This window comes from Pantoea sp. JV6 (assembly GCF_025910055.1).
Classification (GTDB): domain Bacteria; phylum Pseudomonadota; class Gammaproteobacteria; order Enterobacterales; family Enterobacteriaceae; genus Pantoea; species Pantoea agglomerans.
Genome location: NZ_JAPCIM010000013.1, coordinates 420,413 through 445,616 on the forward strand (window position 1 = coordinate 420,413; position 25,204 = coordinate 445,616).

22 protein-coding genes are annotated in these 25,204 nt (G+C 54.5%); 13 read left to right on the top strand and 9 right to left on the bottom strand.

Annotation, left to right across the window (positions count from 1 at the left end; translation table 11 throughout):
* Window positions 1–4: 4 nt before the first annotated feature.
* Together mlaF and OK412_RS15945 are read right to left on the bottom strand one after the other, a co-directional pair.
* Complete coding sequence (mlaF, locus tag OK412_RS15940; protein WP_010251897.1) at window positions 5–820, bottom strand: phospholipid ABC transporter ATP-binding protein MlaF; 816 nt, start codon at window positions 818–820, stop codon at window positions 5–7.
* Window positions 792–1,049 carry a hypothetical protein gene (locus OK412_RS15945; RefSeq protein WP_124889623.1) on the bottom strand — a complete coding sequence of 86 codons (258 nt, stop codon included), beginning with the start codon at window positions 1,047–1,049 and terminating at the stop codon, window positions 792–794. The genes mlaF and OK412_RS15945 overlap by 29 nt, the downstream gene beginning before the upstream one ends.
* Between OK412_RS15945 and OK412_RS15950 the strand changes: the two genes are divergently transcribed.
* From OK412_RS15950 to npr, 11 genes are all read left to right on the top strand, one after another.
* The gene (locus OK412_RS15950; protein WP_010251901.1) at window positions 1,048–2,028 is read left to right on the top strand and encodes a calcium/sodium antiporter; all 981 of its coding nucleotides are present in this window, start codon (window positions 1,048–1,050) and stop codon (window positions 2,026–2,028) included. The genes OK412_RS15945 and OK412_RS15950 overlap by 2 nt on opposite strands.
* A 16-nt stretch (window positions 2,029–2,044) precedes the next feature.
* Window positions 2,045–3,028, top strand: a complete 984-nt coding sequence (gene kdsD, locus OK412_RS15955; RefSeq protein WP_010251903.1) for an arabinose-5-phosphate isomerase KdsD — start codon at window positions 2,045–2,047, stop codon at window positions 3,026–3,028.
* Window positions 3,029–3,041: 13 nt separating this feature from the next.
* Complete coding sequence (kdsC, locus tag OK412_RS15960; protein WP_010251905.1) at window positions 3,042–3,608, top strand: 3-deoxy-manno-octulosonate-8-phosphatase KdsC; 567 nt, start codon at window positions 3,042–3,044, stop codon at window positions 3,606–3,608.
* Window positions 3,605–4,177, top strand: coding sequence for an LPS export ABC transporter periplasmic protein LptC (gene lptC, locus OK412_RS15965; protein WP_010251907.1), 573 nt, complete (start codon window positions 3,605–3,607; stop codon window positions 4,175–4,177). Before kdsC ends, lptC begins: the two co-directional genes overlap by 4 nt.
* Complete coding sequence (lptA, locus tag OK412_RS15970; protein WP_264353349.1) at window positions 4,152–4,703, top strand: lipopolysaccharide ABC transporter substrate-binding protein LptA; 552 nt, start codon at window positions 4,152–4,154, stop codon at window positions 4,701–4,703. Before lptC ends, lptA begins: the two co-directional genes overlap by 26 nt.
* A gap of 5 nt (window positions 4,704–4,708) precedes the next feature.
* Window positions 4,709–5,434, top strand: a complete 726-nt coding sequence (gene lptB / locus OK412_RS15975) for an LPS export ABC transporter ATP-binding protein (protein ID WP_003851107.1) — start codon at window positions 4,709–4,711, stop codon at window positions 5,432–5,434.
* Between the two features lie 48 nt (window positions 5,435–5,482).
* A complete protein-coding gene (rpoN, locus tag OK412_RS15980) occupies window positions 5,483–6,916 on the top strand; it encodes an RNA polymerase factor sigma-54 (RefSeq protein WP_010251911.1) in 1,434 nt (477 codons plus the stop codon).
* A 21-nt stretch (window positions 6,917–6,937) separates the two neighbouring features.
* Window positions 6,938–7,225, top strand: a complete 288-nt coding sequence (hpf, locus tag OK412_RS15985) for a ribosome hibernation promoting factor (RefSeq protein ID WP_010251913.1) — start codon at window positions 6,938–6,940, stop codon at window positions 7,223–7,225.
* A 152-nt stretch (window positions 7,226–7,377) separates the two neighbouring features.
* Complete coding sequence (gene ptsN / locus OK412_RS15990; protein WP_010251916.1) at window positions 7,378–7,857, top strand: PTS IIA-like nitrogen regulatory protein PtsN; 480 nt, start codon at window positions 7,378–7,380, stop codon at window positions 7,855–7,857.
* 47 nt (window positions 7,858–7,904) lie between these two features.
* A complete protein-coding gene (rapZ, locus tag OK412_RS15995; protein ID WP_010251920.1) occupies window positions 7,905–8,759 on the top strand; it encodes an RNase adapter RapZ in 855 nt (284 codons plus the stop codon).
* Entirely contained in the window at window positions 8,756–9,028 is a 273-nt protein-coding gene (gene npr / locus OK412_RS16000; protein WP_010251923.1) for a PTS phosphocarrier protein NPr, read from the top strand. The genes rapZ and npr overlap by 4 nt, the downstream gene beginning before the upstream one ends.
* A 3-nt stretch (window positions 9,029–9,031) precedes the next feature.
* Here npr and mtgA read toward each other — a convergent pair whose 3' ends face one another.
* Entirely contained in the window at window positions 9,032–9,751 is a 720-nt protein-coding gene (mtgA, locus tag OK412_RS16005; protein WP_264353350.1) for a monofunctional biosynthetic peptidoglycan transglycosylase, read from the bottom strand.
* 888 nt (window positions 9,752–10,639) lie between these two features.
* Window positions 10,640–12,973 (bottom strand): aerobic respiration two-component sensor histidine kinase ArcB, encoded by a 2,334-nt coding sequence (gene arcB, locus OK412_RS16010; RefSeq protein ID WP_010251930.1) that lies wholly within the window; start codon window positions 12,971–12,973, stop codon window positions 10,640–10,642.
* Between the two features lie 889 nt (window positions 12,974–13,862).
* On the opposite strand from arcB, the gene OK412_RS16015 reads away from it, so the two are divergent.
* Window positions 13,863–19,394 carry a glutamate synthase-related protein gene (locus OK412_RS16015; protein WP_010251932.1) on the top strand — a complete coding sequence of 1,844 codons (5,532 nt, stop codon included), beginning with the start codon at window positions 13,863–13,865 and terminating at the stop codon, window positions 19,392–19,394.
* A gap of 185 nt (window positions 19,395–19,579) precedes the next feature.
* Window positions 19,580–21,337 (top strand): sulfite reductase subunit alpha, encoded by a 1,758-nt coding sequence (locus OK412_RS16020; RefSeq protein ID WP_010251935.1) that lies wholly within the window; start codon window positions 19,580–19,582, stop codon window positions 21,335–21,337.
* A gap of 111 nt (window positions 21,338–21,448) precedes the next feature.
* On the opposite strand, the gene sspB is transcribed toward OK412_RS16020, so the two are convergent.
* The 5 genes from sspB to zapE all read right to left on the bottom strand — a co-directional run bounded on the left by sspB (window position 21,449) and on the right by zapE (window position 25,102).
* Window positions 21,449–21,934 carry a ClpXP protease specificity-enhancing factor gene (gene sspB, locus OK412_RS16025; RefSeq protein WP_010251939.1) on the bottom strand — a complete coding sequence of 162 codons (486 nt, stop codon included), beginning with the start codon at window positions 21,932–21,934 and terminating at the stop codon, window positions 21,449–21,451.
* 3 nt (window positions 21,935–21,937) lie between these two features.
* Window positions 21,938–22,579, bottom strand: a complete 642-nt coding sequence (gene sspA, locus OK412_RS16030) for a stringent starvation protein SspA (protein WP_009092481.1) — start codon at window positions 22,577–22,579, stop codon at window positions 21,938–21,940.
* Window positions 22,580–22,910: 331 nt separating this feature from the next.
* The gene (rpsI, locus tag OK412_RS16035; RefSeq protein WP_008925401.1) at window positions 22,911–23,303 is read right to left on the bottom strand and encodes a 30S ribosomal protein S9; all 393 of its coding nucleotides are present in this window, start codon (window positions 23,301–23,303) and stop codon (window positions 22,911–22,913) included.
* Between the two features lie 15 nt (window positions 23,304–23,318).
* The gene (gene rplM, locus OK412_RS16040; RefSeq protein WP_008925400.1) at window positions 23,319–23,747 is read right to left on the bottom strand and encodes a 50S ribosomal protein L13; all 429 of its coding nucleotides are present in this window, start codon (window positions 23,745–23,747) and stop codon (window positions 23,319–23,321) included.
* Between the two features lie 227 nt (window positions 23,748–23,974).
* Window positions 23,975–25,102 carry a cell division protein ZapE gene (gene zapE, locus OK412_RS16045; RefSeq protein WP_022625259.1) on the bottom strand — a complete coding sequence of 376 codons (1,128 nt, stop codon included), beginning with the start codon at window positions 25,100–25,102 and terminating at the stop codon, window positions 23,975–23,977.
* Between the last annotated feature and the right edge of the window lie 102 nt (window positions 25,103–25,204).

The following is a 25,204-nucleotide window of genomic DNA, read 5'->3' on the forward strand; positions in this document are numbered from 1 at the left end:
CAGTTTAGTTACTCCCTGAGCCGGTTAAATCAGCGAGATAGTCGCCGGCAGGAAAACGGAAGGGAACCGGACCATCCGCATCGCCATCAATAAACTGGCGAACGCGCGGGTCATTGTTCGCTCGCAACTCCGGCGTGGTGCCGTGTGCGATAATTTTTTGTCCGGCCACGATATAGGCATAGTCCGCAATACTCAGTACTTCCGGTACGTCGTGCGAGACCACAATACAGGTCAGGCCCAGAGCATGGTTCAGTTCATCAATGAGTTTTACCAGCACACCCATCGTGATCGGATCCTGACCGACGAAAGGCTCATCAAACATGATCAGTTCCGGCTCCAGCGCGATAGCGCGCGCCAGTGCCACACGACGCGCCATTCCGCCCGACAGCTCCGCGGGCTTCAGCTGGGCCGCGCCACGCAGACCCACCGCTTCCAGCTTCATCAGCACTGTGCTGTGCAGCAACGGAGGAGGCAGACGGGTATGTTCACGCAGCGGCCAGGCAACATTTTCATAGACCGTCAGGTCAGTAAACAGCGCGCCAGACTGGAACAGCATGCTCATTTTTTTGCGCGCTTCGTACAATTTAGTGCGAGACAATGACGGAATGTTTTCACCACGGAAAAAGATTTCACCGCTGGTCGGCTGAAGTTGCCCCCCAATCAAGCGTAGCAGCGTGGTTTTTCCTATCCCCGACGGCCCCATTATCGCCGTCACTTTGCCTTTTGGCACGGTCAGCGAAATGTCATCGAAGATGGTGCGATCTCCGCGCGAAAAACTCACGCCACGAACCTCAACCAGATTCGATTGCTGCTGGATCATTATAACCTCTTGTAAGGATCGGGCGTAAACATGGGGTACGATGGTAGCCTGTTCGGTCCTGATTCACGATAGCTTTACAGAAACTTACCGCTAAGATTTGGCGAAAATGGTCATTAAATTTACTTTTGCCGTCCGGACGGTCAAAATCAGCGCCTGTCTCGCCAAACAGAACCTTAAACCGGTCGGGAAAGGCATTGCCGGCCTGGGTTTTTACGCAAGGATTTTTCATGTTCGTAGCTTCTGCACTGCTGATTATCGGTTTGCTTTTACTGGCATATGGTGCCGATCGTCTGGTGTTTAGCGCCTCTATACTGTGTCGATCATTTGGCATCCCGCCACTGATTATTGGCATGACCGTTGTCAGCATCGGCACCTCGCTGCCAGAGATGATCCTCTCCTTTTCCGCCGCGCAGCATGGCCAGATGGATCTTGCTGTTGGCACCGCGCTCGGCTCGAATATTACCAATATTTTACTCATCCTGGGTGCCGCTGCGCTTATGCACCCGCTCAGCGTCCATTCTAATCTGATACGCCGTGAACTGCCGTTAATGTTGCTGGTTACCCTGCTCAGCGGTTTCATGCTGTTTGACAATCAGCTTAGTCGACTGGATGGAATAGGCCTGATCGCCATTGCCGCGATTTATCTGATGGTGGTGATTCGCATTGCGCGTAAAGCAGAACGGGATAACAACGACACCCTGACCCGCGAGCAGCTGGCCGAGCTGCCACGCGAAGAGAGCGGAAATACGGTGGCCTTTCTCTGGCTGGCCGTCGCGCTGATTATCCTGCCGATGTCGACACGAATGGTGATCGACAATGCCACGGCGTTTGCCGACTATTTTGGCGTCAGCGAACTGGTGATGGGCCTGACGCTGATCGCCGTGGGCACCAGCCTGCCCGAGCTGGCAACGGTTATTGCCGGTGCGCTGAAAGGCGAAGATGATATCGCGATCGGCAATCTGATCGGCGCCAACATTTATAATATTGCCATTGTGCTGGGTCTGCCGGCGCTGATTCACCCTGGCAGTGTCGATTATCACGCCTTTGCCCGTGATTACTGGGTGATGCTGGGAGTCAGCGTGCTGTTTGCCCTGCTCTGCCTGCTACGTCGTCGCCGCGTTGGCCGAACGGCAGGCTTATTTTTACTCTGTGGTTTCTTCGTCTGGGTGACGCTGCTGTGGATGCAGCCGGCATTCATGGACGGCTAACAAGGACAGACTCACTATGTCATATCAGCAACCAACAGCATTTGATTTCCAGCAGGCGGGGAAAACCGTACTGCGCATTGAGCGCGAAGGTCTGGAACAACTCGATCAATATATTAACGACGATTTCGCCCGCGCCTGCGCCCTGATCTACGCCTGTCAGGGTAAAGTGGTGGTGATGGGCATGGGCAAGTCTGGCCATATCGGCAAAAAAATGGCGGCGACCTTTGCCAGTACTGGCACGCCCGCTTTTTTTGTTCATCCGGCCGAAGCCAGCCATGGCGATCTGGGCATGGTGAGCAAAAATGATGTGGTCATCGCCATCTCCAACAGCGGTGAGTCGAACGAAATCCTCGCGCTGATTCCGGTTTTAAAGCGTCAGCACATTACGCTGATCTGCATGACCGGACGGCCTGACAGTGCGATGGGCCGGGTTGCCGATGTGCATCTGTGTGTCCATGTTCCGCAGGAAGCCTGCCCGCTGGGTCTGGCACCGACCACCAGCACCACGGCCACGCTGGTGATGGGTGACGCGCTGGCGGTTTCGCTGCTGGAAGCGCGCGGCTTCACCGCCGAAGACTTTGCTTTGTCCCATCCTGGCGGTGCGCTGGGCCGTAAACTGCTGCTGCATGTGGCTGATATCATGCACAGTGGCGATGAACTGCCGCACGTCACACGTGACGCCTCGCTGCGCGATGCGCTGCTGGAGATTACCCGCAAAAATCTGGGACTGACGGTGATCGTCGACGACCTGATGAAAATTGAAGGTATCTTTACCGATGGTGACCTGCGCCGCATCTTTGATATGGGCATCGATTTCCAGCGCGCCACCATCGGGGAAGTGATGACGCCAGGTGGCATCCGCGTCCGGCCTAATATGCTGGCGGTGGAAGCCCTGAACCTGATGCAGACCAAAAACATTACCTCGATTCTGGTGGCCGATGACGACCATCTGCTCGGTGTGGTACATATGCATGACATGCTGCGCGCTGGCGTAGTCTGAACAGGAAGAGAAAATGCAACAGGCAACCCACCCGATTGAAACCTGCTACGGCCCGGTCAGCGCTGACGTTATGGCGCGCGCCAGCAGGATTCGTCTGCTGATCTGCGATGTCGATGGCGTGATGTCCGACGGAGTGATCTACATGGGGAATAATGGCGAAGAGCTGAAGGCATTCAACGTGCGGGACGGTTACGGCGTTCGCTGTTTGCTGACCTCCGATGTGGAAGTGGCTATTATTACCGGCCGCAATGCCCGCCTGATGGAAGATCGCTGCAAAACGCTCGGCATCCGTCATCTTTATCAGGGACAATCGGATAAGCTTTTGGCCTATCGTGAACTTCTGGATAAACTGTCTCTTTCCGACGACCAGGTCGCCTACATTGGTGACGATCTGATCGACTGGCCGGTTATGGCGAAAGTGGGTTTAAGCGTGGCGGTGGCGGATGCACATCCGATCCTGTTGCCGCGCGCGCATTATGTCACGCGGATTGCCGGTGGACGCGGTGCAGTTCGCGAAGTATGTGACCTGATCTTAATGGCGCAGAACAAATTTGAGGATGCCAAAGGGCAATCAGTATGAGTAAAAGCAGGCGTTGGATAACGCTGATTCTGACCTTGATTGCACTGGTTTTGATCGGCTGGAATCTTACTAACCAGGATGACGATGGCACGCCAGTCGGCACGGACAGTCAGTCACCGACCTACACCAGTGCTGATTCACACACTGTGGTTTATAACCCGCAGGGCGCGCTGTCATATAAACTGGTCTCTGACAAAGTGACCTATTTCTCGGATGATGAACTGAGCTGGTTCGACAATCCGGTCATGACCACCTTTGATGAGAACAAAATCCCTACCTGGACGTTACGCGCGGATAAAGCAAAGCTCACCAAAGATCGTATGCTTTACCTGTATGGCCATGTTGAGCTGAATACGCTGACGCAGGATTCTCAGCTTGAGCGGATCAAAACCGATAACGCCCAGATTAATCTTGTCACTCAGGATGTTACCTCTGATGACCAGGTGACATTGTATGGCCGTAGTTTTAACTCCACCGGCATGAAAATGCGCGGCAATTTACGGACAAAAAACGCCGAGTTAATCGAGAAGGTCAAAACCTCTTATGAAATTCAAAATGAACAAAAATAGCCTGAAGCTTTTACTGGCCAGCATGCTGCTGGCAACCAGCGTTCCGGTGCTGGCTCTGACCGGTGACTCGGACAAGCCCGTCAATATTGACTCGCAGAATCAGGCGCTGGATTTGCAAGGCAATGTCGCGACCTTTACCGGCAATGTCATCGTGACGCAGGGCTCAATTAAAATCACGGCAGATAAAGTCGTGGTGACCCGTCCGGGCGGCGACAGCAAGAAAACCATCGTTGACGCCTACGGTAATCCCGCCACCTTCTATCAGATGCAGGACAGCGGTAAGCCGGTGCAGGGCCATGCCGCAAAACTGCACTATGAACTGGCTAATGATTTCGTTGAACTGACCGGCAATGCGTTCATTGAGCAGCAGGACAGCAACATCAAAGGCGATCGTATTACCTACCTGGTGAAAGAGCAGAAAATGCAGGCTTTCAGTCAGGGCCAGAACAAGCGCGTCACGACTGTACTGGTGCCGTCGCAACTTCAGGACAAAGGTTCGTCCAACAGCGGAAAGAAGAGTAACTGATAGCTATGGCCACATTAATCGCAGAAAACCTGGCGAAGGCATATAAAGGCCGTCGCGTGGTAGAAGATGTCAGCCTGCAGGTAAAATCCGGCGAGATTGTCGGCCTGCTGGGCCCGAACGGTGCCGGTAAAACCACCACCTTTTACATGGTAGTGGGCATTGTGCCGCGTGACGCTGGCCGCATTATTATTGATGATGAAGATATCAGCATCCTGCCGCTGCATGCCCGTGCGCGTCGTGGCATCGGCTATCTGCCGCAGGAGGCATCGATCTTCCGTCGCCTCAGCGTCTACGATAACCTGATGGCGGTCTTGCAGATCCGTGACGATCTGACCGAAGAGCAACGCCAGGATCGTGCCCGTGAGCTGATGGAAGAGTTTCACATTGAGCACCTGCGCGACAGCATGGGCCAGGCACTTTCGGGTGGTGAGCGACGTCGTGTTGAGATTGCACGGGCGCTGGCGGCTAATCCTAAATTTATCCTGCTGGATGAACCTTTTGCCGGTGTTGACCCCATCTCCGTTATCGACATTAAGAAGATCATTGAGCATCTGCGTGACAGCGGCCTCGGTGTGCTGATTACCGACCATAACGTACGCGAAACGTTAGCAGTCTGTGAGCGGGCTTATATCGTCAGCCAGGGGCACCTGATCGCACACGGCACACCGAATGAAATTCTTGCGGATGAGCAGGTTAAGCGGGTTTATTTGGGTGAAGAGTTCAGACTCTGATAAGGTGTCGTTAATACCGATGTTTACCTGGGAACGATCATCCTGTCTATGAAGCAAGGTTTACAACTCAGGTTCAGCCAACAGCTGGCAATGACTCCGCAGTTGCAACAGGCGATTCGCCTGCTGCAACTCTCTACGCTTGAACTCCAGCAGGAGCTTCAGCTTGCGCTGGAAAGTAATCCGCTGCTTGAGCAGACTGACCTGCATGAAGAGATCGATTCACGGGAGTCTTCAGAGGCCGAGGCGCTGGATACACGCGAAGCGCTTGAGCAGAAAGAGATGCCTGATGAACTGCCGCTGGATGCGACCTGGGATGAGATCTACACCGCGGGTACGCCTTCCGGCACCGGCACCGATTACCAGGATGATGAGTTACCGGTTTATCAGGGCGAAACAACCCAGTCGCTGCAGGATTATCTGATGTGGCAGGTCGGACTGACGCCGTTCAGCGATACCGATCGCGCCATTGCCACCTCTATTGTCGATGCTATTGATGACACAGGGTATCTCACCGTTTCGCTTGAGGAGATCCTTGACAGCATTGGCGATGATGAGCTCGAAGCGGATGAAGTTGAAGCGGTGCTGAAACGCATCCAGCGCTTTGACCCGATTGGTGTTGGCGCGCGCGATCTGCGTGACTGCCTGCTGGTGCAGCTTTCACAATATGCGCCCGAAACGCCGATGCTGGCAGAAGCGCGCCTGATCGTCAGCGAACATCTCGATCTGCTGGCAAACCACGACTTCCGCAGCCTGATGCGGGTCACACGCCTCAAAGAAGAGGTGCTGAAAGAGGCGATGCTGCTGATTCAGTCGCTGGACCCGCGTCCGGGTCAGTCGATCAACACCGGCGAACCAGAATATGTCATTCCCGATGTGCTGGTGCGTAAGATCGGCAGCCGCTGGACGGTTGAACTCAATGCCGATAGCGTGCCACGCCTGAAGATCAATCAGCACTATGCGGCAATGAGCGGCGCGACGCGAAACGACAGCGACAGCCAGTTCATTCGCAGTAATCTGCAGGAAGCCCGCTGGCTGATTAAGAGCCTGGAAAGCCGCAATGATACCCTGCTGAAAGTGACGCGCTGTATTGTTGAGCAGCAGCAGGCCTTTTTCGAGCAGGGTGAAGAATTTATGCGCCCGATGGTGCTGGCGGATATCGCCCAGGCCGTTGAGATGCACGAATCGACCATCTCCCGCGTTACCACGCAGAAGTATCTGCACAGCCCGCGTGGCATTTTTGAACTGAAGTACTTTTTCTCCAGTCACGTGAATACCGAAGGTGGCGGTGAAGCCTCCTCTACCGCGATTCGTGCCCTGGTGAAAAAATTAATTTCGGCGGAAAATCCAGCCAAACCCTTGAGCGACAGTAAACTGACCTCCATGTTATCTGATCAGGGGATCATGGTGGCACGGCGTACCGTCGCCAAATATCGTGAGTCTTTATCCATCCCGCCATCGAACCAGCGTAAACAACTGGTTTGAAAGAAATGAGAAGGAAGACCTATGCAGCTGAACCTGACCGGGCAACACGTTGAAATCACTCCACCTCTGCGTGAATTCGTCAACGGTAAATTTGCCAAACTGGAACACTATTTTGAACATATCAATCAGGTCTATATTGTCCTGAAGGTTGAGAAAGTCACGCAGGTGGCTGACGCAACACTACACGTGAATGGTGGCGAGCTGCACGCCACATCCGAAGCGGAAGATATGTATGCGGCCATTGACGGACTGATCGATAAGCTCACCCGTCAGCTGACCAAACACAAAGATAAACTGAAAAAACACTAACCTTCACGCTAGCGACGCGCGCCTGGCGCGCAGAGCCGACAGGATGGGGCGGATAATCCGCCCCGTTTTGTCATCTGAGCAGGCGCCGTTTGTCACACGCGTCAATACGCGCTGGCGGTGAATGGCCTGGTGAACACGCAAGTGAAACGATAATGAACAACGATCTCACACTGGAATTGAGCACAGTGCTTTCGCCAGACTGCACCCGCAGCGGCGTCCACTGCCAGAGCAAAAAACGTGCGCTGGAAATCATCAGCGAACTGGCCGCTAAGCAGCTCAACCTGCCGCACCAGACGCTTTTCGAAGCGATCCTGACCCGCGAACGCATGGGCAGTACCGGTATTGGTAACGGGATAGCCATCCCGCACGGCAAGCTGGAAGAGGATACGCTGCGCGCGGTTGGGGTGTTTATCAGCCTCGAACAGCCGATTGCGTTTGATGCCGTCGACAACCAGCCTGTCGATCTGTTGTTTGCCTTACTGGTCCCGGCTGACCAGTGCAAAACACATCTGCACACCCTGTCACTGGTGGCAAAGCGTCTGGCAGATAAAACGGTTTGCCGTCGTCTGCGCGCAGCGCAGAGTGATGAAGAGCTCTATGCCATTATTACGGAAGTCCAGTCGGAGCAGTAACGCGTCTTTACCGGCCGGGTGCCGGTTTTAAAACGGGAGAGAAGGTCATGGTGCTGATGATCGTTAGCGGTCGTTCAGGCTCGGGGAAGTCAGTGGCGCTCCGTGCGCTGGAAGATATGGGGTTCTACTGCGTTGATAACCTGCCGGTCGTGCTGCTGCCTGAGTTAGCTAACTCACTGGCTGAGCGCAATATTTCGGCGGCGGTCAGCATCGACGTGCGTAATATGCCCGAATCCCCGGAAATTTTTGAAACCGCACTGAATAATCTGCCTGATACATTTTCCCCTCAGCTGCTGTTTCTCGACGCCGATCGCAACACCCTGATTCGTCGTTACAGCGATACGCGCCGTCTACATCCCCTCTCCAGCAAAAACCTCTCGCTGGAGAGCGCGATTGATGAAGAGAGCGATCTGCTGGAGCCACTTCGTTCACGTGCCGATCTGATCATCGACACCTCAGAGATGTCGGTGCACGAGCTGGCAGAGATGCTGCGTACCCGTCTGCTGGGCAAGCGTGAACGTGAGCTGACCATGGTGTTTGAGTCGTTTGGCTTCAAGCATGGCATTCCGATTGACGCTGACTATGTATTTGACGTGCGCTTTCTGCCCAACCCCCACTGGGATCCCAAACTGCGCCCGATGACCGGCCTCGATCGTCCTGTGGCGGCCTTCCTTGATCGCCACACTGAAGTGCATAATTTTATCTACCAGACGCGCAGCTACCTTGAACTCTGGCTGCCGATGCTGGAGACCAATAACCGTAGCTATCTTACCGTGGCGATTGGCTGCACCGGCGGTAAACACCGCTCAGTCTATATTGCAGAACAGCTGGCAGATTACTTCCGTTCACGGGGTAAGAATGTGCAGTCACGCCATCGTACGCTGGAAAAGCGCAAATCATGACCGTCAGACAAACTGTAGAAATCAAAAATAAGCTGGGCATGCATGCACGTCCGGCGATGAAGTTATTTGAGCTGGTGCAGAGCTTTGATGCCGAAGTATTACTGCGTAATGAAGCGGGCACTGAAGCCGAAGCCAGCAGCGTGATTGCGCTGCTGATGCTCGACTCGGCAAAAGGCGGCCACATTGAGATTGAAGCCAGCGGCCCGGAGGAGATCCCGGCGCTGGCAGCGGTCATTGAGTTATTTGAAGCGGGTTTCGATGAAGATTAATGCTTAGTCGAGCTGATTACGCTGCAGGAAGCCTTCCCCGCCAAGCTGGCGCATCTGACGCAGTATCCACTGCTGCCGCTCTCTGACGTAGCCTGAGGGTGCAGCAGCACGAAAACGTATCGGATTAGGCAGCACCGCTGCCAGTAAGGCAGCATCTGCTGCGGTCAGCCGGCTGGCAGGCTTATGGAAGTAGCGCTGAGAAGCCGCCTCAACGCCAAAGATGCCCGGCCCGAACTCCGCAATATTGAGATAGACGGTTAAAATACGCCGCTTCGTCCAGACCGTTTCAATTCCTACCGTCAGACCCGCTTCCAGACCTTTACGCACCCAGCTGCGACCATCCCAGAGGAACAGATTCTTCGCCGTCTGTTGAGACAGCGTGGACGCCCCACGCATCCGGCTATCGCTGTTATCCAGTACGGACTCAATCGCTGCCACATCAAAGCCCCAATGGGTGGGAAACTTTTGATCTTCTGAGGCGATAACGGCCAGCCCCATCCAGGGCGAAATCTCGTCATGGCCGACCCAGTCTGAATGGGCGACATAACTAAAATCACCGCGTAACCAGGCTCCGATCTGTCGTTCAGCCATCACCGCTGAGAACGGCACGGGTAAGAACGAAAAGAGTAAAATGCCCGCCAGCCATATTCCCAGCCACACCAGTACGATACGACCAACAATACGTCTGATACGCTGTCCGACGCTTCCTTTATGCTTGTTCATGCAATCTTCCCACACTTGTTTCAGACGTTAATCAATCACTCATGTAATCACTGCTAAAAAAGCAGCCTTTTTACGATTATCGCTGAAAACTGACAGGCTGTTTCCAGACTTTATTCAATCATTTTGCATCAACATGCTGCAACAGTTCGAAATAGTTCAAGTACTTCCGCAAAAAAGGAATCGGTTCCATTCATTGCCATTGCTTAGCATCTTTCCAGATAAACACTTAATAATGAGTAATAAGCGCCCGCATGAATCATTTACTATGCTTAACTGTTATTATTTTCTTAATCCTGCCGCGCCCAAAGGTTAATCAGAATTATCGTTATAACGGATAAATAAGCAGCGCTTAATGGCGTCACGGGTTGCCAGAATGGCACTATTTCCTTCCAGTAATAACCCTGATAGCAGAACGACAGAAGGACAAACTTTTAGATTCTTTTTTATCATTCCAAATCGTTTTGGATAATTCGTGTCATTTCAGGCAGCGCGCTTGCAATATCAGCGCGTTAGCCTCACTCAAAAGGCAAATGTTAACGGCGGCTCACTTTGGTGCTGCTCAGCCTCAGTTTCCCTGCCCGGCAGCATTAAAACTACACGAAAAAGCGTAAAACTGATTAAAATAGCAGCAACACAGCACAGAAATTAATTCCTTACTTGACTGTGTTGCCAAATTAATGTTTTCTGTATTTAAACGCTGCTCAATATCACAAATTTTAATGAATCTTGTCGCATGAGAAGATGAATTTGCTAAGGTGATGACAGTGTTAACCAATACCCTGCGGCTGCATTAATTATTCAAATCATAGCGGCCGCAATGATTTCCCTGGTGTTGGCGCAGTATTTCGCGCACCCCGGCCTCGGCTGGGGTCATTTTTTTCCGGGGTATCACTTATCCTGCTCTGCCACCCAGTCGCGTAATACCTGCACATCGTGTCGCCATTCATGCTTCAGCTCATCAATCCATTCACCCACATTGTCCCACCACGCCGGTAACTCCGGACTCTGAATCTGTTTCGCCAGCATCTGCAAACGCTGCAGCCCGACCGAACCCGCCGCCCCTTTGATTTTGTGTCCCTCTTCAGCAATGCCTTTCTGATCGCGCGCCATCAGATTCGACTCCAGCACCGCAAGGTAGTCCGGCATCATCTTTTCAAACATCGTCAGGCTTTGGGTAATCAGGCTGGGACCAACCAGCTCGATATACTGTTCGAGCATCGCGACATCCAGCAGCATCCGGGTTTTGTCATCGCTGACATCAGCGATCTCCTCTTCCGGTTCTGCCTGATAATCCCAGTACTTTTTAATCATCGCAGTGAGTGCCGGCACTGCCAGCGGTTTGCTGAGCACGTCATCCATTCCCGCGTCGAAGTACTCTTTTTTGTCTTTGAGAACATTGGCGGTAAGAGCAACCAGCGGGGGCAGATGCGTTCCCTGGTACTGCTGGCGAATCGCACGTGAGACATCCAGCCCGGTCATATCGGGCAGCTGAATGTCCAGCAGCACCAGGTCAAACTCCAGCGGGTCAAACATCGCCAGCGCCTCACTGCCGGTCATGGCGACTTCCACACTGCAGCCCAGCTTCTCCAGTACCGAGCGCGCGACAATCACATTAAGCTCAATATCTTCAACCAGCAGCACGTGCAGCGCAGGCAGTGGCAGGCTGTCGTCCACGCCTTCATCCTCCACCTCTTCAGCAATGCGTGGCGCTTTAATCTCTACGGTGAAGCAGGAACCCTGTCCCGGTGCACTGTGCACCCGGATATCACCGCCCATCGCCTGCGCCAGGCGGCGTGATACTGCCAGCCCGATGCCGGTACCGGTAGCCGGTTTACCGCCATGCTGATCTTTGACCTGATAATACATAGCGAAGATCTTGTCCTGCTCCTCCTGACGGATACCCATGCCGGAGTCCTGCACCTCAAAGCGCAGCGTCTCGTCCTGCTCATAGGTTACCCGCACCACGATCTCGCCCTGCTGGGTGAACTTCACGGCGTTACCAATCAGGTTCCACAGAATCTGGCGCAGACGCGTTCCATCGGTCGAGATCATATGCGGCAGCGGCAGTTGCGGCGCGAGCACAAACTTCAGCCCTTTCGGCTGTGCCAGCAGGCCAGAGAGGTTTTCTAAATCGGCCAGGAAACCGGTGAAGTCGAGCGGCTGATTATCCAGCTGTACTTTACGGCGCTCGATTTTGTCCACCTCAATCACATCATTGAAGATATTGCCCAGCGTGATGGCGGAGACGTGGATGGTTTTGAGATATTTCAGCTGTTCCTGATTAAGGTCGGTGTCCAGCAGGATGCGGCTCAGGCCGACAATGCCATTAAGCGGCGTACGAAGCTCGTGGCTGATCGTAGAGATAAAGGTGGTCTTCTCCCGGCTGGCGTTCTCTAACGCGTCCTGATAGCGCTTACGTTCGGTTATATCGCGGCCAAAGCCCATCAATCCGCTGCGCTTACCCACGCGGTCGTAGTAAGGCACTTTACGAATCTCGAAGCAGGCTTTGCGTCCGTCGGGATATTGCAGCCACTGTTCATAGGTCAGCGAGACGTTGTGGCGGAAAACCTTCTCGTCCGTTTCCAGCACTTTAGTTGCCGCTTCATCATCATAGATATCGCGCGGCGTCAGGCCAATCAGCTGCTTTTCGCTTTTGCCGGTCAGTAGCTCCATTGCACGGTTGCAGCCGGAGAACTGTTTATCGATGTTGCGATAGAACACCAGGTCAGGCGAGGCATCCAGGAAGGAGCGCAGGAAGGAGGATTGCTGTTCCAGCTCAATCTGTGCCTGCTCACGACGCGTTACCTCTTCACGCAGCTTATCCATCACCTGTTCGCGTGCCAGCTCCGCCTTTTTACGATCGCTGATCTCCTGATTCAGCTGCGTAATGGTCTCTTTCATCTGCTGATTGAGTTCCAGATCGCGGGTACGCATCTCTTCCAGCTTATCCACCAGCCGTGCCAGGCGTTGCCGTGACTCCTCCAGCTGATCGACCACCACCGAGAGGAAATAGACCGCCCAGGGCGTGATCAGCAGCCCGAAAAAGACCGAACGCACCACGTCAATACTCTCGACATGGCCCCGCAGTACCATCGTGACCGCCATCTGGACAATCATCGCCAGCACCACCAGCGCAGACGCCAGCAGCAGCGAGAACCTCACCAGTCCAAGCTTCACCATTAAATCAACGTAGTACTGCGCCAACAGACGAATTTGTTTCATAACAACTCCCTGGAAGAGAAACAGCCTCATAATAGCGCAGTTAACCCGCTGCCGTCGCAGCACGTCGCGTGGAGATAAGGGATCAAATGCGCTTTTATGGTGCAGCAGCCTCGCCGATCGGCGACGTTAAGGACAAAGCGGTTAAAACCCTTGACTGACTGTGCCAAATGAATAATCTGTAAGGCCGCCAGCGAATCACCGATTTCTCTGTACGGCCTTTTTTCAATATCCTGGCAGCGTCCTGTTGCACAGGCACACCCTTTCATATGCATAGCCATTCATCTTTAATGCTGTTTTAAGCATGCCCATGCTGATTAATTTTTCTTATAACCAACCGCGGTTTCATTCAAATAGCCGGACATAAGAAAAACAGATACATGCTATGCATCATGGGTGCTGAACAGCATTTAATGCTGCTTAACACCCTGTCACCAGCATGGTGCAGAGATCTGACGCCTGCACTACAGTGAGTCAGTTCACATTTATCGGCCTGTCGCCAGGCACCAGAGTGATACATTTTAAACCTTAAAAATCATTAAATTCATACACTTAATCAGATAAAACGCATGATAATCCCGTCTGACCGCCCTATTTGACCTGATTACGCTTTCCCGATAAGTTGGAAATCCGCTGAAAGCTTTCCAGACGGGCCATTGTCTCGGCATATCTATGCAACAAGAAGACTCCCGCGTGGTTTAAGTCATCTCCTTTAAGAGACCGGAAATCAGAGAGCAGCTCAATTAAGGACGTTTTACCGATGTCTGGAGAGAAATGCTCAGGGCTATGACGCGCGCTCGACAGAGCATAGCGATGAAAATGATAGCGCCCCCGTTGCGCTCAGACCCTGAAACAGTGCAGGTAATGTCAAAGCAGTTTAAGGAGACCCTCAATGTCCACTAAAAAACCTCAATCCTATGGCTTGTATGATCCGACAGCAGGCAGTGACAGCTGTGGTGTAGGTTTCATTACGCGTAAGGACGGCGAGCAGACCCACGAGATTCTGCAGATGGCGCACAGCGCCCTGTGTACGGTGCCTCACCGCGGCGGCATGTCAGCGGAAGGCGTTGGCGACGGCGCGGGGGTCAACGTTGATCTTTCGCTGCAGTTCTTCCGCAAGATTACCGGCCAGCCGCTGGAAGCGGGACGCTTTGGTGTCGGTAACTTCTTTGTGCCGAAAGATGCTGAGCTGCGCGCGAATGCCGAACGTCTGGTGGATGAAACCCTCAGCAGCTTTGGTCTGCCGGTACTTATGAAGCGTGACATGCCGCTCGACAGCAGCGTGACGCGCCCGGCAGCCGCGCAGTTCCAGTTACCGATTCTGCAGTGGATTTTCACTGCGCCACAGGATGTGGTGGATCAGAACGACTTCGAAAAACGCATCTACCGCGCCCTGTTAACCATTGAAGCCCGTGCCTTTACCGAAAGCGAATTTGGCGGCCTCTATCCGCTGTCGCTGTCGTCACGCACGCAGGTGTTCAAAGCCCGTCTGAATTCCAATGAAGTGATCCCTTACTTCAAAGATCTGACCGATCCCGATCATCAGGTGCGCGGGCTGTTTTTCCACACCCGCTTCTCCACTAACACCGATCCCCATACCACGATGGCGCAGCCGTTCCGCCTGATGGCGCACAACGGCGAGCTGAACACTGACCGTAAAAACCGCATCGCTGAGTCCGCGCTGGCACTGGCCCGTGGCAAGACCATCGTGCGGCCTAAAGGCCAGTCCGACAGTTCGCGCCTGGATCAGAGCATCCACAGCCGTCTGATGGAAGATGACCTCGATCTGATCACCGCCGTGGTGTCGATGATGCCGCCCGCCTGGGAAAACGACAGCGCGCTGTCGCCAGAAGTGCGTGACATGCTGGAGTACTTCTCGCTGTATGAAGAGAAGAACGACGGCCCTGCTGCCTTAATCTTTGGTAATGGCGAAGTAATTGGCGCGCGTCTTGATCGTCTGGGTCTGCGTCCCCTGCGTTCAGTGGAAACCGCTGACTATATCGGTGCGATGTCGGAAGCCGGCCAGATCGCCTTCCCACCTGAAAGCGTGTTGCGTCGTGGGCGTATCGAAGCGGGCGGTATGCTCTATTTCGATCACCGTGAAAAACGCAGCTATACCACGCTGCAGGCGCTGGAAAAACTGGCCGCAGAGAAAGATTATTCGGCGTTGCTGCGTGAAGCGCGCGTCGGTCTTGACGATCTGCCCGAGATCCCGGCAGAACAACAGGGTTCACCGCTGCGTTATCGTGGCGATCTGAAAACGTATCAGCGCTTTGTTGCCTACTACTACAACCAGGAAAGCTTCAAGTTTATGATGGACCCGATGCTGAATACCGGCGCAGAGAAGATCTCCGCGATGGGTTACGGCAACGCCATCAACGGCTTATCCGATCATGAAGGCGGCATGGCGCACTACTTCTCTCAGCGCTTTGCGCAGGTCACCAACCCGCCGCTGGATTCTATCCGTGAAGTGGATGGCATGACGTTGCGTGTCGCGCTGGGGGCAAAACCCCATCTGGGCCGCAGCAAAGGCCGTCAGATTGTGGTGCCGACCCCGATTCTCAGCCATCTCGATATGCTGCGTTTACGCGAGCAGACCATCGCACCTTATGCCCGCTTTGAGATGCTCTATGAGCCGGTGATCGGCAAAGATCTGCTGAGCACCACCGCGAACGCGAATGCCCTGGAAAAAGCGATTGATGACCTGGCGCAACAGGTGGTTGATTTTGCCCGTACCCAGGGTGGCATCGCCGTACTTACCGATCGCCATATCTCTTCAAAGCATGCCGCGATCCCGATGCTGCTGGTGGTTTCCGCCATTAACCAGCGTCTGATAAAGGAAGGGTTGCGTCTGGATGTTTCTCTGGTGGTTGAAAGCGGCCAGAGCATCTCGTCGCACCACATTGCCGCCACGCTTGGCTTTGGGGCGTCAGCTATCTATCCGCTGGGCGTACAGATGCGCGCAGAGGAGAAATTTGGTGAAGGTGAAGAAGGTAACAAAGCCTTTAAGCGCTATGCCAAAGCGGCTGAAAAAGCACTGATGAAAACCATGGGCAAAGTGGGCCTCTGTACCGTTGAGAGCTACAGCAGCGGCGAGTTCTTTGAGCCTAACTTCCTCAACACCGATGATCCGGTGCTGAAAAAGTATTTCCCGAATATCAAAACGCCGGTGGGCGGCGCAGGCTTCGCGACGATCGCGCAGATGGCCGTTGACTGGCACCAGAGCGCACTGAAGATTCAGGGCGAATCTGAAGTTCCGTTGCTGGGCCTGTTCAAAGAGCGTGCAGAAGGCGCAGGTCACTCCTACGGCACCATCGCCGTGCGGACCTTTATCGATATGACCGAAGAACCGATTCGCTTTGCCGACAAAGCGCGCGAAGAGGACAACTTCATCCGCCTGATGACGCTGGCTAAACTGGATAATGCGTTTGGCATCAAGCCTGAGACCTTTAAAGACAGCAGCTTTGAGCGCATCCCGGATGAGGTGATCAATAATTTCGCGATTACTGCTGATTACCGTCAGTTCTCAAGCCTGATGTATGAAGAGCGTAAACGTCGCCCGGCGGCCCTGCGCGACATCCTGACATTCCCGGCTGACCTGACCCACATCGACAGCGAAGCGGAGTTCCGCCGCAAGCTGGGACGCTACTCGCTGACCAACAACGGCTTTGCCATTCGTGGCATGGAGTGTGAAGCGGTAGATGGCAGCCTGAATCACTTTATGCTGCGTCTGACCGATGCGATTGAAGGACTGAAGCCTGAGAGCGAACGCCTGCAGAACCTGTCTCGCGCCCTGAAATCCCGCTTCGGCGACGATATCGAAAGCAGCGAAGTGGTGACTGGCGGTCTGAAAGTGACCGCTTACGGTAAAGCGGCCGATTATCTGTCACGTATCTTCACCACCCTGCCCTCACTGCCACTGAGCGAAGTGCAGCCAGCCTGTGAAATTACCCGTACCTTTGCCTCCGGGGCGATGAGCCACGGTGCGCTGGTGGCTCCCGCTCATGAAGCGGTCGCGCACGGCACCAATATGGTCGGCGGCATGAGTAACTGCGGTGAAGGCGGCGAGCATTACTCCCGTCACGGCACCATCCGTGCCTCACGCATCAAACAGCTGGCTTCGGGTCGTTTTGGCGTCTGGGCTGCCTATCTGGCGGATCCGATGCTGGAAGAGCTGGAGATCAAAATTGGTCAGGGTGCGAAACCTGGTGAAGGCGGTCAGTTACCGGCGGCCAAAGTTACCGTCGAGATTGCTGCCGCGCGTGGCGGTACGCCTGGCGTCGAGCTGGTCTCACCGCCGCCGCATCACGACACCTATTCCATCGAAGATCTGGCGCAGTTGATCCACGACTGCAAAGCCGCGCGGGTGCGCGTTATCGTCAAGCTGGTCTCGTCTGAAGGGATCGGCACCATCGCGGTTGGCGTGGCCAAAGCCGGTGCAGACGTGATTAACGTTGCGGGTAACACCGGCGGTACCGGCGCTGCGTCGGTGACCAGCCTGAAATATACCGGACGCGTGGCTGAAATCGGCATCGCTGAAGTCCACCAGGCGCTGTGCGCCAACGGTCTGCGTGAGAAAGTGCTGCTGCGCTGTTCTGGCGCACAGCAGACCGGCAGCGACGTGGTGAAATCTGCGCTGCTTGGCGGCGACAGCTTTGAGTTCGGTACGACGGCGCTGATGATGCTGAAATGCGTGATGGCGAAGAACTGTAACGTTAAGTGCCCGGCTGGCTTAACCACGAATGCCGAAGCGTTTGATGGCGATCCGCGTCAGCTGGCGCAGTACTTCCTCAACGTGGCGCATGAAGTGCGTGAAATCCTGGCGCGTATGGGCCTGCGTTCCCTGCGTGAGGCACGCGGTCGCTCTGACCTGTTGCACCTGATGGATCACCCGCTGGAAGTGGGCAAGCTCGACTTACGCGCCATGCTTACCGTGGTGCCTGAGCTGAAAATCGACAAGCCGGTTTATCTGGAAAAAGATTTTGAGCTGGATGATGTCTGGATTGAGCAACTGAAGCTGTCGCTGGTGGATCAGGGAAATCCTGACGTCACTCTGGGCAACAACATCGTGCTGAATAACCGAAACAAAAGTGTCGGCGGCCAGCTGGCCATCGATATTGAGCGGATGCTGAACCATCAGCTGAGTTCTGAGCAGCTGCAGGCGATGCCTGCCGTAATGACTGACGATCGCGGTCGCCGCTATCTGGCCCCTGAGAGCGTAAAAATTTCCACCACCGGTTCTGCCGGTCAGTCGTTTGGCGCCTTCTGCAACGATGGCATGCAGCTGACCCATTACGGCACCTGTAACGACGGTGTCGGCAAAGGACAGTGTGGCGGCGAACTGATCGTGATGTCGCCTGGTGGCGGCGCGCAGGATGCCGATGGCAACGTGCTGATTGGTAACTTTGCGCTGTTTGGCGCGACAGGCGGACGTCTGTTCGTGCAGGGCCAGGCCGGTGACCGTTTCGCGGTGCGTAACTCCGGTGCCACCGCCGTGGTTGAAGGCGTCGGTGACTTCTGCTGCGAATATATGACCAACGGTGCCATCCTCAACCTGGGCACCTTCGGTAAAGGATTTGGCAACGGCATGAGCGGCGGCTTCGCCTACCAGTACGACCCCTATGGATCGCTGGCCAGCCATGCTGCCGGTGATTCGGTACAGTTCGGCTCGATTGCCGATCAGGATGAGATGGCCCAGGTTCACAAGCAGGCGGTGCTGACCATGCTGAACTGGCATCTGGAGGCGACCAAATCACCGCGTGCCGCCTGGCTGCTGGAGAACTGGGAAACGGAGTGTCACCACTTTGTTTACGTGATGCCGCGCTCGCTGCTGCTCTATCAGGATGGCGGCGAGATTCTGAAAGCCAAGAGCCGCAAAGATCTGCTCGAAGAGCTGTCGACGGCGCTGGCAGGCCATCAGGTGGCGAAGTTTAAAGCCGCATGGCGTCAGGGTAAAACCATCGCCAACGGTGCCGTACCAGCTTATGGCGCGACCGATACGCTGGAGATGTTTGTCCTGCTCAACAACTACACCGTGCTGAGTTTTGCCCAGCAGCTGGCGCTGGGCAAATTACCGAAAGGCACCCCGGTTGAAGATGCGGCAGTTGAAAAAGCGGTCCGTAATCTGTTGATGACGGAAGACTTTTCGCTGATAAGCAAGCTGCAGCGTCATGCCCGTTCCGCTATCGAGAGCTACAGCGATGATGAACTGGCGAGTCTGATTGGAACCAAACGCATGTCAGATTACAAAGCGGCGCTGACGCAACGTAACATCCGCTCCATGGACAGTCTGGCAACCTACGGCTGGATCATGTACCAGGATGCCTGTAACCGGGAAGTGCTGGGCCACCTGCCTGACTTTGAAGAGCTGTTTGCACGTGCGGCATTGCCGGAAATCGCCGCTGCGGTGGGTAAACTCTCCTGACAGTGATACTGATCAGGCTGAACTGAATATTATTAATTGATCATTGCCCGGATTAATCGTTGTACCGGACAGATGCAGCACCGCTCTCCCCTGTCGCACACGCTGCGGCGCGGGAAAGCGGAACCGCTTTCACACCGGACAATGCCACTGATGACGGGCGAGAACGGGATTGAGTAAAAGTACCCATGAAAATTCCTTATATTCCAGAAGATGCACCTTTTAATGGCGATCAGAAGTACTGGCTGGCTGGCTTTCTTGCGGGTCTGCACTCCCGTTTGCTGGTATTAGAAGACAAGCAGCAACCCGCCGCGGGCACAAGCGCAGCCGCGACGACGCAACTGCACATTCTTTATGGCTCACAGACCGGCAATGCTGAAGCACTGGCGCAGACCGCAGCGAAGTCTGCGCGCGCTAAAGGTCTGGTGCCGGTGGTTCAGGCGCTGGGCGATGTCGATCTCGACGTATTTGCCACCATGCGCCATGTATTGATCGTCACCTCGACCTATGGCGAAGGTGAAATGCCGGACAACGCGCAGCTGTTCTGGGATGCGATCTCTGCCAGTACCGCACCGCGTCTGGAGCAGATGCATTTCGCCGTGCTGGCGATTGGTGATACTGGCTACGATGGCTTCTGTCAGGCGGGCAAGTTTATTGATATGCGCCTTGAGCAACTGGGCGCGAAACGCGTGGTTGATCGTATCGATTGTGATATCGATTTTGAGGAGCCTTCCAGCGAGTGGCTGAACAGCTCAATGCCACAGTTTGCCGCCAGCGCGGGCAGCAGCGGCACCGTGCTGGAAAGCGCGCCTGAAGCGCCAGTCATTCCAGGCAGCAACAAATCCAATCCTTACGCCGCCGCGCTGATCACCAACAAGCGTTTGTCAGGCGAGCAGTCAGCCAAAGATATTCGTCATTTCGAGTTCGACCTGTCTGACAGCGGCCTGAAGTATGAAGCGGGCGATGCGCTGGGCGTAATTCCGGTCAACGAGCCGTCGCTGGTCAGCCTGCTGCTGACCCAGCTTAACGCGGACTACGAGACGCCGGTGCCCGGCTTTGATCGCAGCCTTGGCGACCTGCTGACCTATCAGTTTGAGATCTCAGAGCCGTCACGCAAGTTAATCGAATGGGTCGGGCAGAACACCACCAACCAGGAGCTGCGTCATGTGTTACAGCATGATGATAAGGATGCGCTGGGCGTGTGGCTGTGGGGCAAAGATACCCTTGACCTGCTGCAGCTTGAGCTGACGCGCACGCTGGCGGTACCCGAGTTTGTCGCGCTGCTGCGTCCGCTGCAGCATCGCGCTTACTCCATTTCATCCAGCTCTAAAGCCCATCCTGACCAGGTGCATCTGACCGTTGCCTCGGTACGCTATCACAGTGGTGGCCGTAATCGCGGTGGCGTCTGCTCAACCTACCTGGCCGAGCGTGTGCGTCGCGGTGAAAAGCCCGCCATCTTTATCTCACCCAATAAATCGTTCCGCGTGCCTGCCAACAACAGCGCACCGCTGATCATGGTGGGACCAGGTACCGGTATCGCACCATTCCGTGCTTTCCTGCAGGAGCGCCAGGCAACCGGCGCGCAGGGGAAAAACTGGCTGTTCTTCGGCGATCAGCATCAGGAACATGACTTTATCTATCAGGATGAATTACTTGCCTGGCGCGATAATGGCTTGCTGACGCGTCTGGATCTGGCGTTCTCACGCGATCAGGAGAAGAAGATCTACGTGCAGAGCCGGATGCTTGAACAGGGCGCTGAGTTGTATGCCTGGCTGCAGGAAGGGGCTTATTTCTATGTCTGTGGCGATGCATCGCGTATGGCGAAGGATGTGGATAATGCGCTGTATGAAGTGGTTCGCCAGTTTGGTGGTCTCTCCACCGAGCGCGCTGCTGACTATGTCGATCAGCTGAAGAAAGAGAAGCGCTACCTGCGCGACGTCTATTGATCGCGATGGTCTGCTGAAAAAATCCGGCTTGCGCAGGCAGCCGGATTTTTTTATGGCCGACAGGCAAAAAAATACCCGTCGGATGGACGGGTATTCGCTGTTATGTCACTGCTATTTCACTACGCGCAGTGAAGGTCGTCCACCACGTGGCGGTGGATCGTCATCAGGCGGTGTCTCGTCATCGCTGGCATCGTCAGGACGATCACCATCAATCACCGACATCATAGTCTCTTCCTGACCCTCTGACGCCTCATGCGTGCCCAGCTCGTAAGCCGGTTCCGGTTCAAACATCGTCCCGGCGCCATTTTCACGCGCATAGATTGCCAGAATCGCCGCCATCGGCACGTTAACCTGGCGAGGAACGCCACCAAAGCGGGCGTTGAACGACACCTGATCGTTTGCCAGATCGAGGTTACCAACAGCACGTGGCGCAATGTTCAGGACTATCTGACCATCGCGCGCATACTCCAGCGGCACCTGCACACCCGGCAGATTTATGTCGACCACCAGATGCGGCGTCAGCTGGTTGTCGAGCAACCAGTCATAAAAGGCGCGCAGCAGATAGGGACGACGTGCAGTAAGTTGCGACATTTCCATACGTTAAGCCCGGGCTTGCAGCCGCATTTCACGTTCAGCTTCAGTTAATGAAGCGAGGAAAGAGTCACGCTCAAATACGCGATTCATGTAACCTTTCAGCTCTTTTGAACCTGAGCCGATCAAATCGATACCCATTGACGGCAGACGCCATAACAGCGGAGCCAGATAGCAATCAACCAGGCTGAACTCTTCGCTCATGAAATAAGGCGTACGGCCAAACAGTGGCGCGATAGCCAGCAGCTCTTCACGCAGTTGCTTGCGTGCCGCTTCCGCTTCCTGACCGCTGCTGTTCTCTACTTTCCTCATCAGGCTATACCAGTCCTGCTCGATGCGGTGCATCATCAGGCGGCTATCACCACGGGCAACCGGATAAACCGGCATCAGTGGCGGATGCGGGAAGCGCTCATCTAAATATTCCATGATGATGCGTGATTCATACAGCGTCAGCTCACGATCTACCAGCGTCGGTACCGTGCGATACGGATTGAGGTCAATCAGATCCTGCGGCAGGTTATCCATTTCGACCTGCTCGATCTCTACGCTGACACCCTTCTCCGCCAGGACGATACGTACCTGATGGCTGAAAATGTCAGTAGGACCAGAAAACAGCGTCATTACCGAACGTTTGTTGGCAGCGACAGCCATGAAAACCTCCAAGTTTGTTCACAAAAAGATACTGCGAATAGCCAACCACACGGCGACTCACTTGCTTATCGAACTCGCACGCAACCTGGTTAGCTGCGTCACAGATACTGACGCCCCGACAGTGGGGAGGCGCATAACGCACCGGCCTGCGGGCGCAAAGTGACACAGAGTTTACCAGATTTTAGGCTGCTTGTGGGCGTGGAATGAATCTTTGCAGGTAAATTGAGCGCGGCGTTACGGTTTTCGCGGACAGTTTATGGGAAGGCAGAAAATAAAAAACCCGCCGAAGCGGGTTTTTTGAGCCAATTGCCGCAGCCGGAGCTGCAAACAATTAACGCTTGGAGAACTGAGGACGACGACGTGCTTTACGCAGGCCGACTTTCTTACGTTCAACCTGACGCGCATCACGCGTTACGAAGCCAGCTTTACGCAGCTCGCCACGCAGTGATTCGTCGTATTCCATCAGAGCGCGGGTGATACCGTGACGGATCGCACCAGCCTGACCAGAAATACCGCCACCTTTAACAGTGACATAGAGATCGAATTTACCAACCAGGTCCAGCAGCTCAAGCGGCTGACGAACTACCATGCGGGCAGTTTCGCGACCGAAGTACTGTTCCAGAGAACGTTGGTTAATTACGATGTTACCGCTACCCGGCTTAATAAATACGCGAGCGGTAGAGCTTTTGCGGCGACCAGTGCCGTAGTTTTGAGTTTCAGCCATTGCCTTTAATCCCGATTAAATGTCAAGAACTTGCGGTTGCTGTGCCGCATGGGTGTGCTCGTTGCCTGCGTAAACTTTCAGTTTACGGTACATAGCACGACCCAGCGGGCCCTTCGGCAGCATGCCTTTAACCGCGATCTCAATCACACGCTCAGGACGGCGAGCAATCATCTCTTCAAAGGTCGCCTGTTTGATACCACCGATGTGGCCAGTGTGGTGATAGTAGATCTTGTCAGTACGCTTGTTGCCGGTTACAGCAACTTTTTCTGCGTTCAGAACGATGATGTAATCACCCGTATCAACGTGCGGAGTGTATTCCGCTTTATGCTTACCACGCAGACGGCGCGCCAGTTCAGTCGCCAGGCGACCCAAAGTTTTGCCGGTTGCGTCAACTACAAACCAGTCACGTTGGACGGTTTCTGGTTTAGCTGTAAAAGTTTTCATCGAAAAGCTTACCCAAATTAAGTTACACGTTGGTGAAATCCCAAACGCTTAAGTAAACGAATGAGGCTCACACGACCATTTTGACCAGCAAGCCACCCCTTCGGATAGAGTTACTGGAACACAGAGGATTTGGGAAAAAAATCCTTTGCTGTAACGTGGGGTCGCAAGATTATAGAGAAGTCGGTTACAAAAATCGAACCCTATTTCGGTATTTATCCCGATTATTCTCACGGCAGGTGCGGTAAACGCAGATACTCTTCGCTCTGCATCTCCTGAAGTCGGGATAAACAGCGCTGGTATTCAAACTTCAGCCGCGTGCCCTGATAAATCTCGGTGAGTGACGTTTCTGCCGCGACCACCAGCTTCACATGCCGTTCATAGAACTCATCGACCAGTGCGAGGAAACGCCGTGCCTGATCTTCGGTTTTGTAGATCATCACCGGCACGTCATACAGCAGCACACTGTGAAAACGGCGCGACAGCGCAATATAGTCATGCTGGCTGCGCCCTTCGCCACACAGAGTGGTGAAATTAATCGCCAGCACGCCCTCGCTGACGCCCAGCGTCGGCATCTGGCGGTGATTAATTTCCAGAACCGGCGCATCTTCAGGCTGGCTGCCCGACAGTGCTTTAAACATCCGCGCCATTTCAGCGTGCGTCTCTTTGTTCAGCGGAGAGTTCCACAGGTGCGCGGAGGTCAGCGTGCGTAACCGGTAGTCGATACCGGCATCCACATTCATCACATCACAATGACGTTTGATCTGCTCGATGGCAGGCAGGAAGCGCGCGCGCTGCAGACCATTGCGATAGAGATCATCAGGCGGAATGTTCGAGGTGGCCACCAGCGCAATGCCGCGTTCAAACAGCGCTTCCATCAGCGTGCCCAGCAGCATCGCATCGGTGATATCGGAGACAAAAAATTCATCAAAACAGAGGATGTCCGTTTCCGCTTTGAATCTGTCCGCAATAATCAGTAACGGATCGCTCTGCCCCTGAAGCTGCGTCAGCTCTTCATGCACCCGCAGCATAAAGCGGTGGAAGTGCAGACGCAGTTTGCGATCGCCAGGAATAGACTGAAAAAAGAGATCCATGACCCAGGTCTTACCGCGACCGACACCGCCCCACATATAGAGTCCACGTACCGGTTGTGGCGTCTCGTTTTTCTCTTTACCGATCAATTTTGACAGGCGACCCAGCAGGCCGGATGTGGCAGGCGCGGCGGATTGTTGCCGGGCAACCAGCGCCTGCTGCAGCGCGTCTAAACGGGTAATCGCTTCACGTTGTACGTCATCGGGCCTGAATTCGCCCTGCGACAGCGCCTGTTCATAGCGTGCAAGCGGAGTTGAGGTTTGCATTGTTGTTTCAAAGTCCCTGAATGGTGTCTGATTCATACCACGGTTGCTGAAAAAAAGGCCGTTCTACACTAAGCCATGCTGCTCCATAGTTCCACATCCATA

Bases quoted from the DNA above. Each gene is read 5' to 3' on its own strand.
- lptA (WP_264353349.1), top strand. From the start codon at position 4,152: ATGAAATTCAAAATGAACAAAAATAGCCTGAAGCTTTTACTGGCCAGC.
- zapE (WP_022625259.1), bottom strand. From the start codon at position 25,102: ATGCAAACCTCAACTCCGCTTGCACGCTATGAACAGGCGCTGTCGCAG.
- OK412_RS16015 (WP_010251932.1), top strand. From the start codon at position 13,863: ATGTCCACTAAAAAACCTCAATCCTATGGCTTGTATGATCCGACAGCA.
- mtgA (WP_264353350.1), bottom strand. From the start codon at position 9,751: ATGAACAAGCATAAAGGAAGCGTCGGACAGCGTATCAGACGTATTGTT.
- hpf (WP_010251913.1), top strand. From the start codon at position 6,938: ATGCAGCTGAACCTGACCGGGCAACACGTTGAAATCACTCCACCTCTG.
- lptB (WP_003851107.1), top strand. From the start codon at position 4,709: ATGGCCACATTAATCGCAGAAAACCTGGCGAAGGCATATAAAGGCCGT.
- mlaF (WP_010251897.1), bottom strand. From the start codon at position 820: ATGATCCAGCAGCAATCGAATCTGGTTGAGGTTCGTGGCGTGAGTTTT.
- arcB (WP_010251930.1), bottom strand. From the start codon at position 12,973: ATGAAACAAATTCGTCTGTTGGCGCAGTACTACGTTGATTTAATGGTG.
- lptC (WP_010251907.1), top strand. From the start codon at position 3,605: ATGAGTAAAAGCAGGCGTTGGATAACGCTGATTCTGACCTTGATTGCA.
- sspA (WP_009092481.1), bottom strand. From the start codon at position 22,579: ATGGCTGTCGCTGCCAACAAACGTTCGGTAATGACGCTGTTTTCTGGT.
- npr (WP_010251923.1), top strand. From the start codon at position 8,756: ATGACCGTCAGACAAACTGTAGAAATCAAAAATAAGCTGGGCATGCAT.
- kdsC (WP_010251905.1), top strand. From the start codon at position 3,042: ATGCAACAGGCAACCCACCCGATTGAAACCTGCTACGGCCCGGTCAGC.
- rplM (WP_008925400.1), bottom strand. From the start codon at position 23,747: ATGAAAACTTTTACAGCTAAACCAGAAACCGTCCAACGTGACTGGTTT.
- OK412_RS15945 (WP_124889623.1), bottom strand. From the start codon at position 1,049: ATGAAAAATCCTTGCGTAAAAACCCAGGCCGGCAATGCCTTTCCCGAC.
- sspB (WP_010251939.1), bottom strand. From the start codon at position 21,934: ATGGAAATGTCGCAACTTACTGCACGTCGTCCCTATCTGCTGCGCGCC.
- rpsI (WP_008925401.1), bottom strand. From the start codon at position 23,303: ATGGCTGAAACTCAAAACTACGGCACTGGTCGCCGCAAAAGCTCTACC.
- kdsD (WP_010251903.1), top strand. From the start codon at position 2,045: ATGTCATATCAGCAACCAACAGCATTTGATTTCCAGCAGGCGGGGAAA.
- rapZ (WP_010251920.1), top strand. From the start codon at position 7,905: ATGGTGCTGATGATCGTTAGCGGTCGTTCAGGCTCGGGGAAGTCAGTG.
- rpoN (WP_010251911.1), top strand. From the start codon at position 5,483: ATGAAGCAAGGTTTACAACTCAGGTTCAGCCAACAGCTGGCAATGACT.
- OK412_RS15950 (WP_010251901.1), top strand. From the start codon at position 1,048: ATGTTCGTAGCTTCTGCACTGCTGATTATCGGTTTGCTTTTACTGGCA.
- OK412_RS16020 (WP_010251935.1), top strand. From the start codon at position 19,580: ATGAAAATTCCTTATATTCCAGAAGATGCACCTTTTAATGGCGATCAG.
- ptsN (WP_010251916.1), top strand. From the start codon at position 7,378: ATGAACAACGATCTCACACTGGAATTGAGCACAGTGCTTTCGCCAGAC.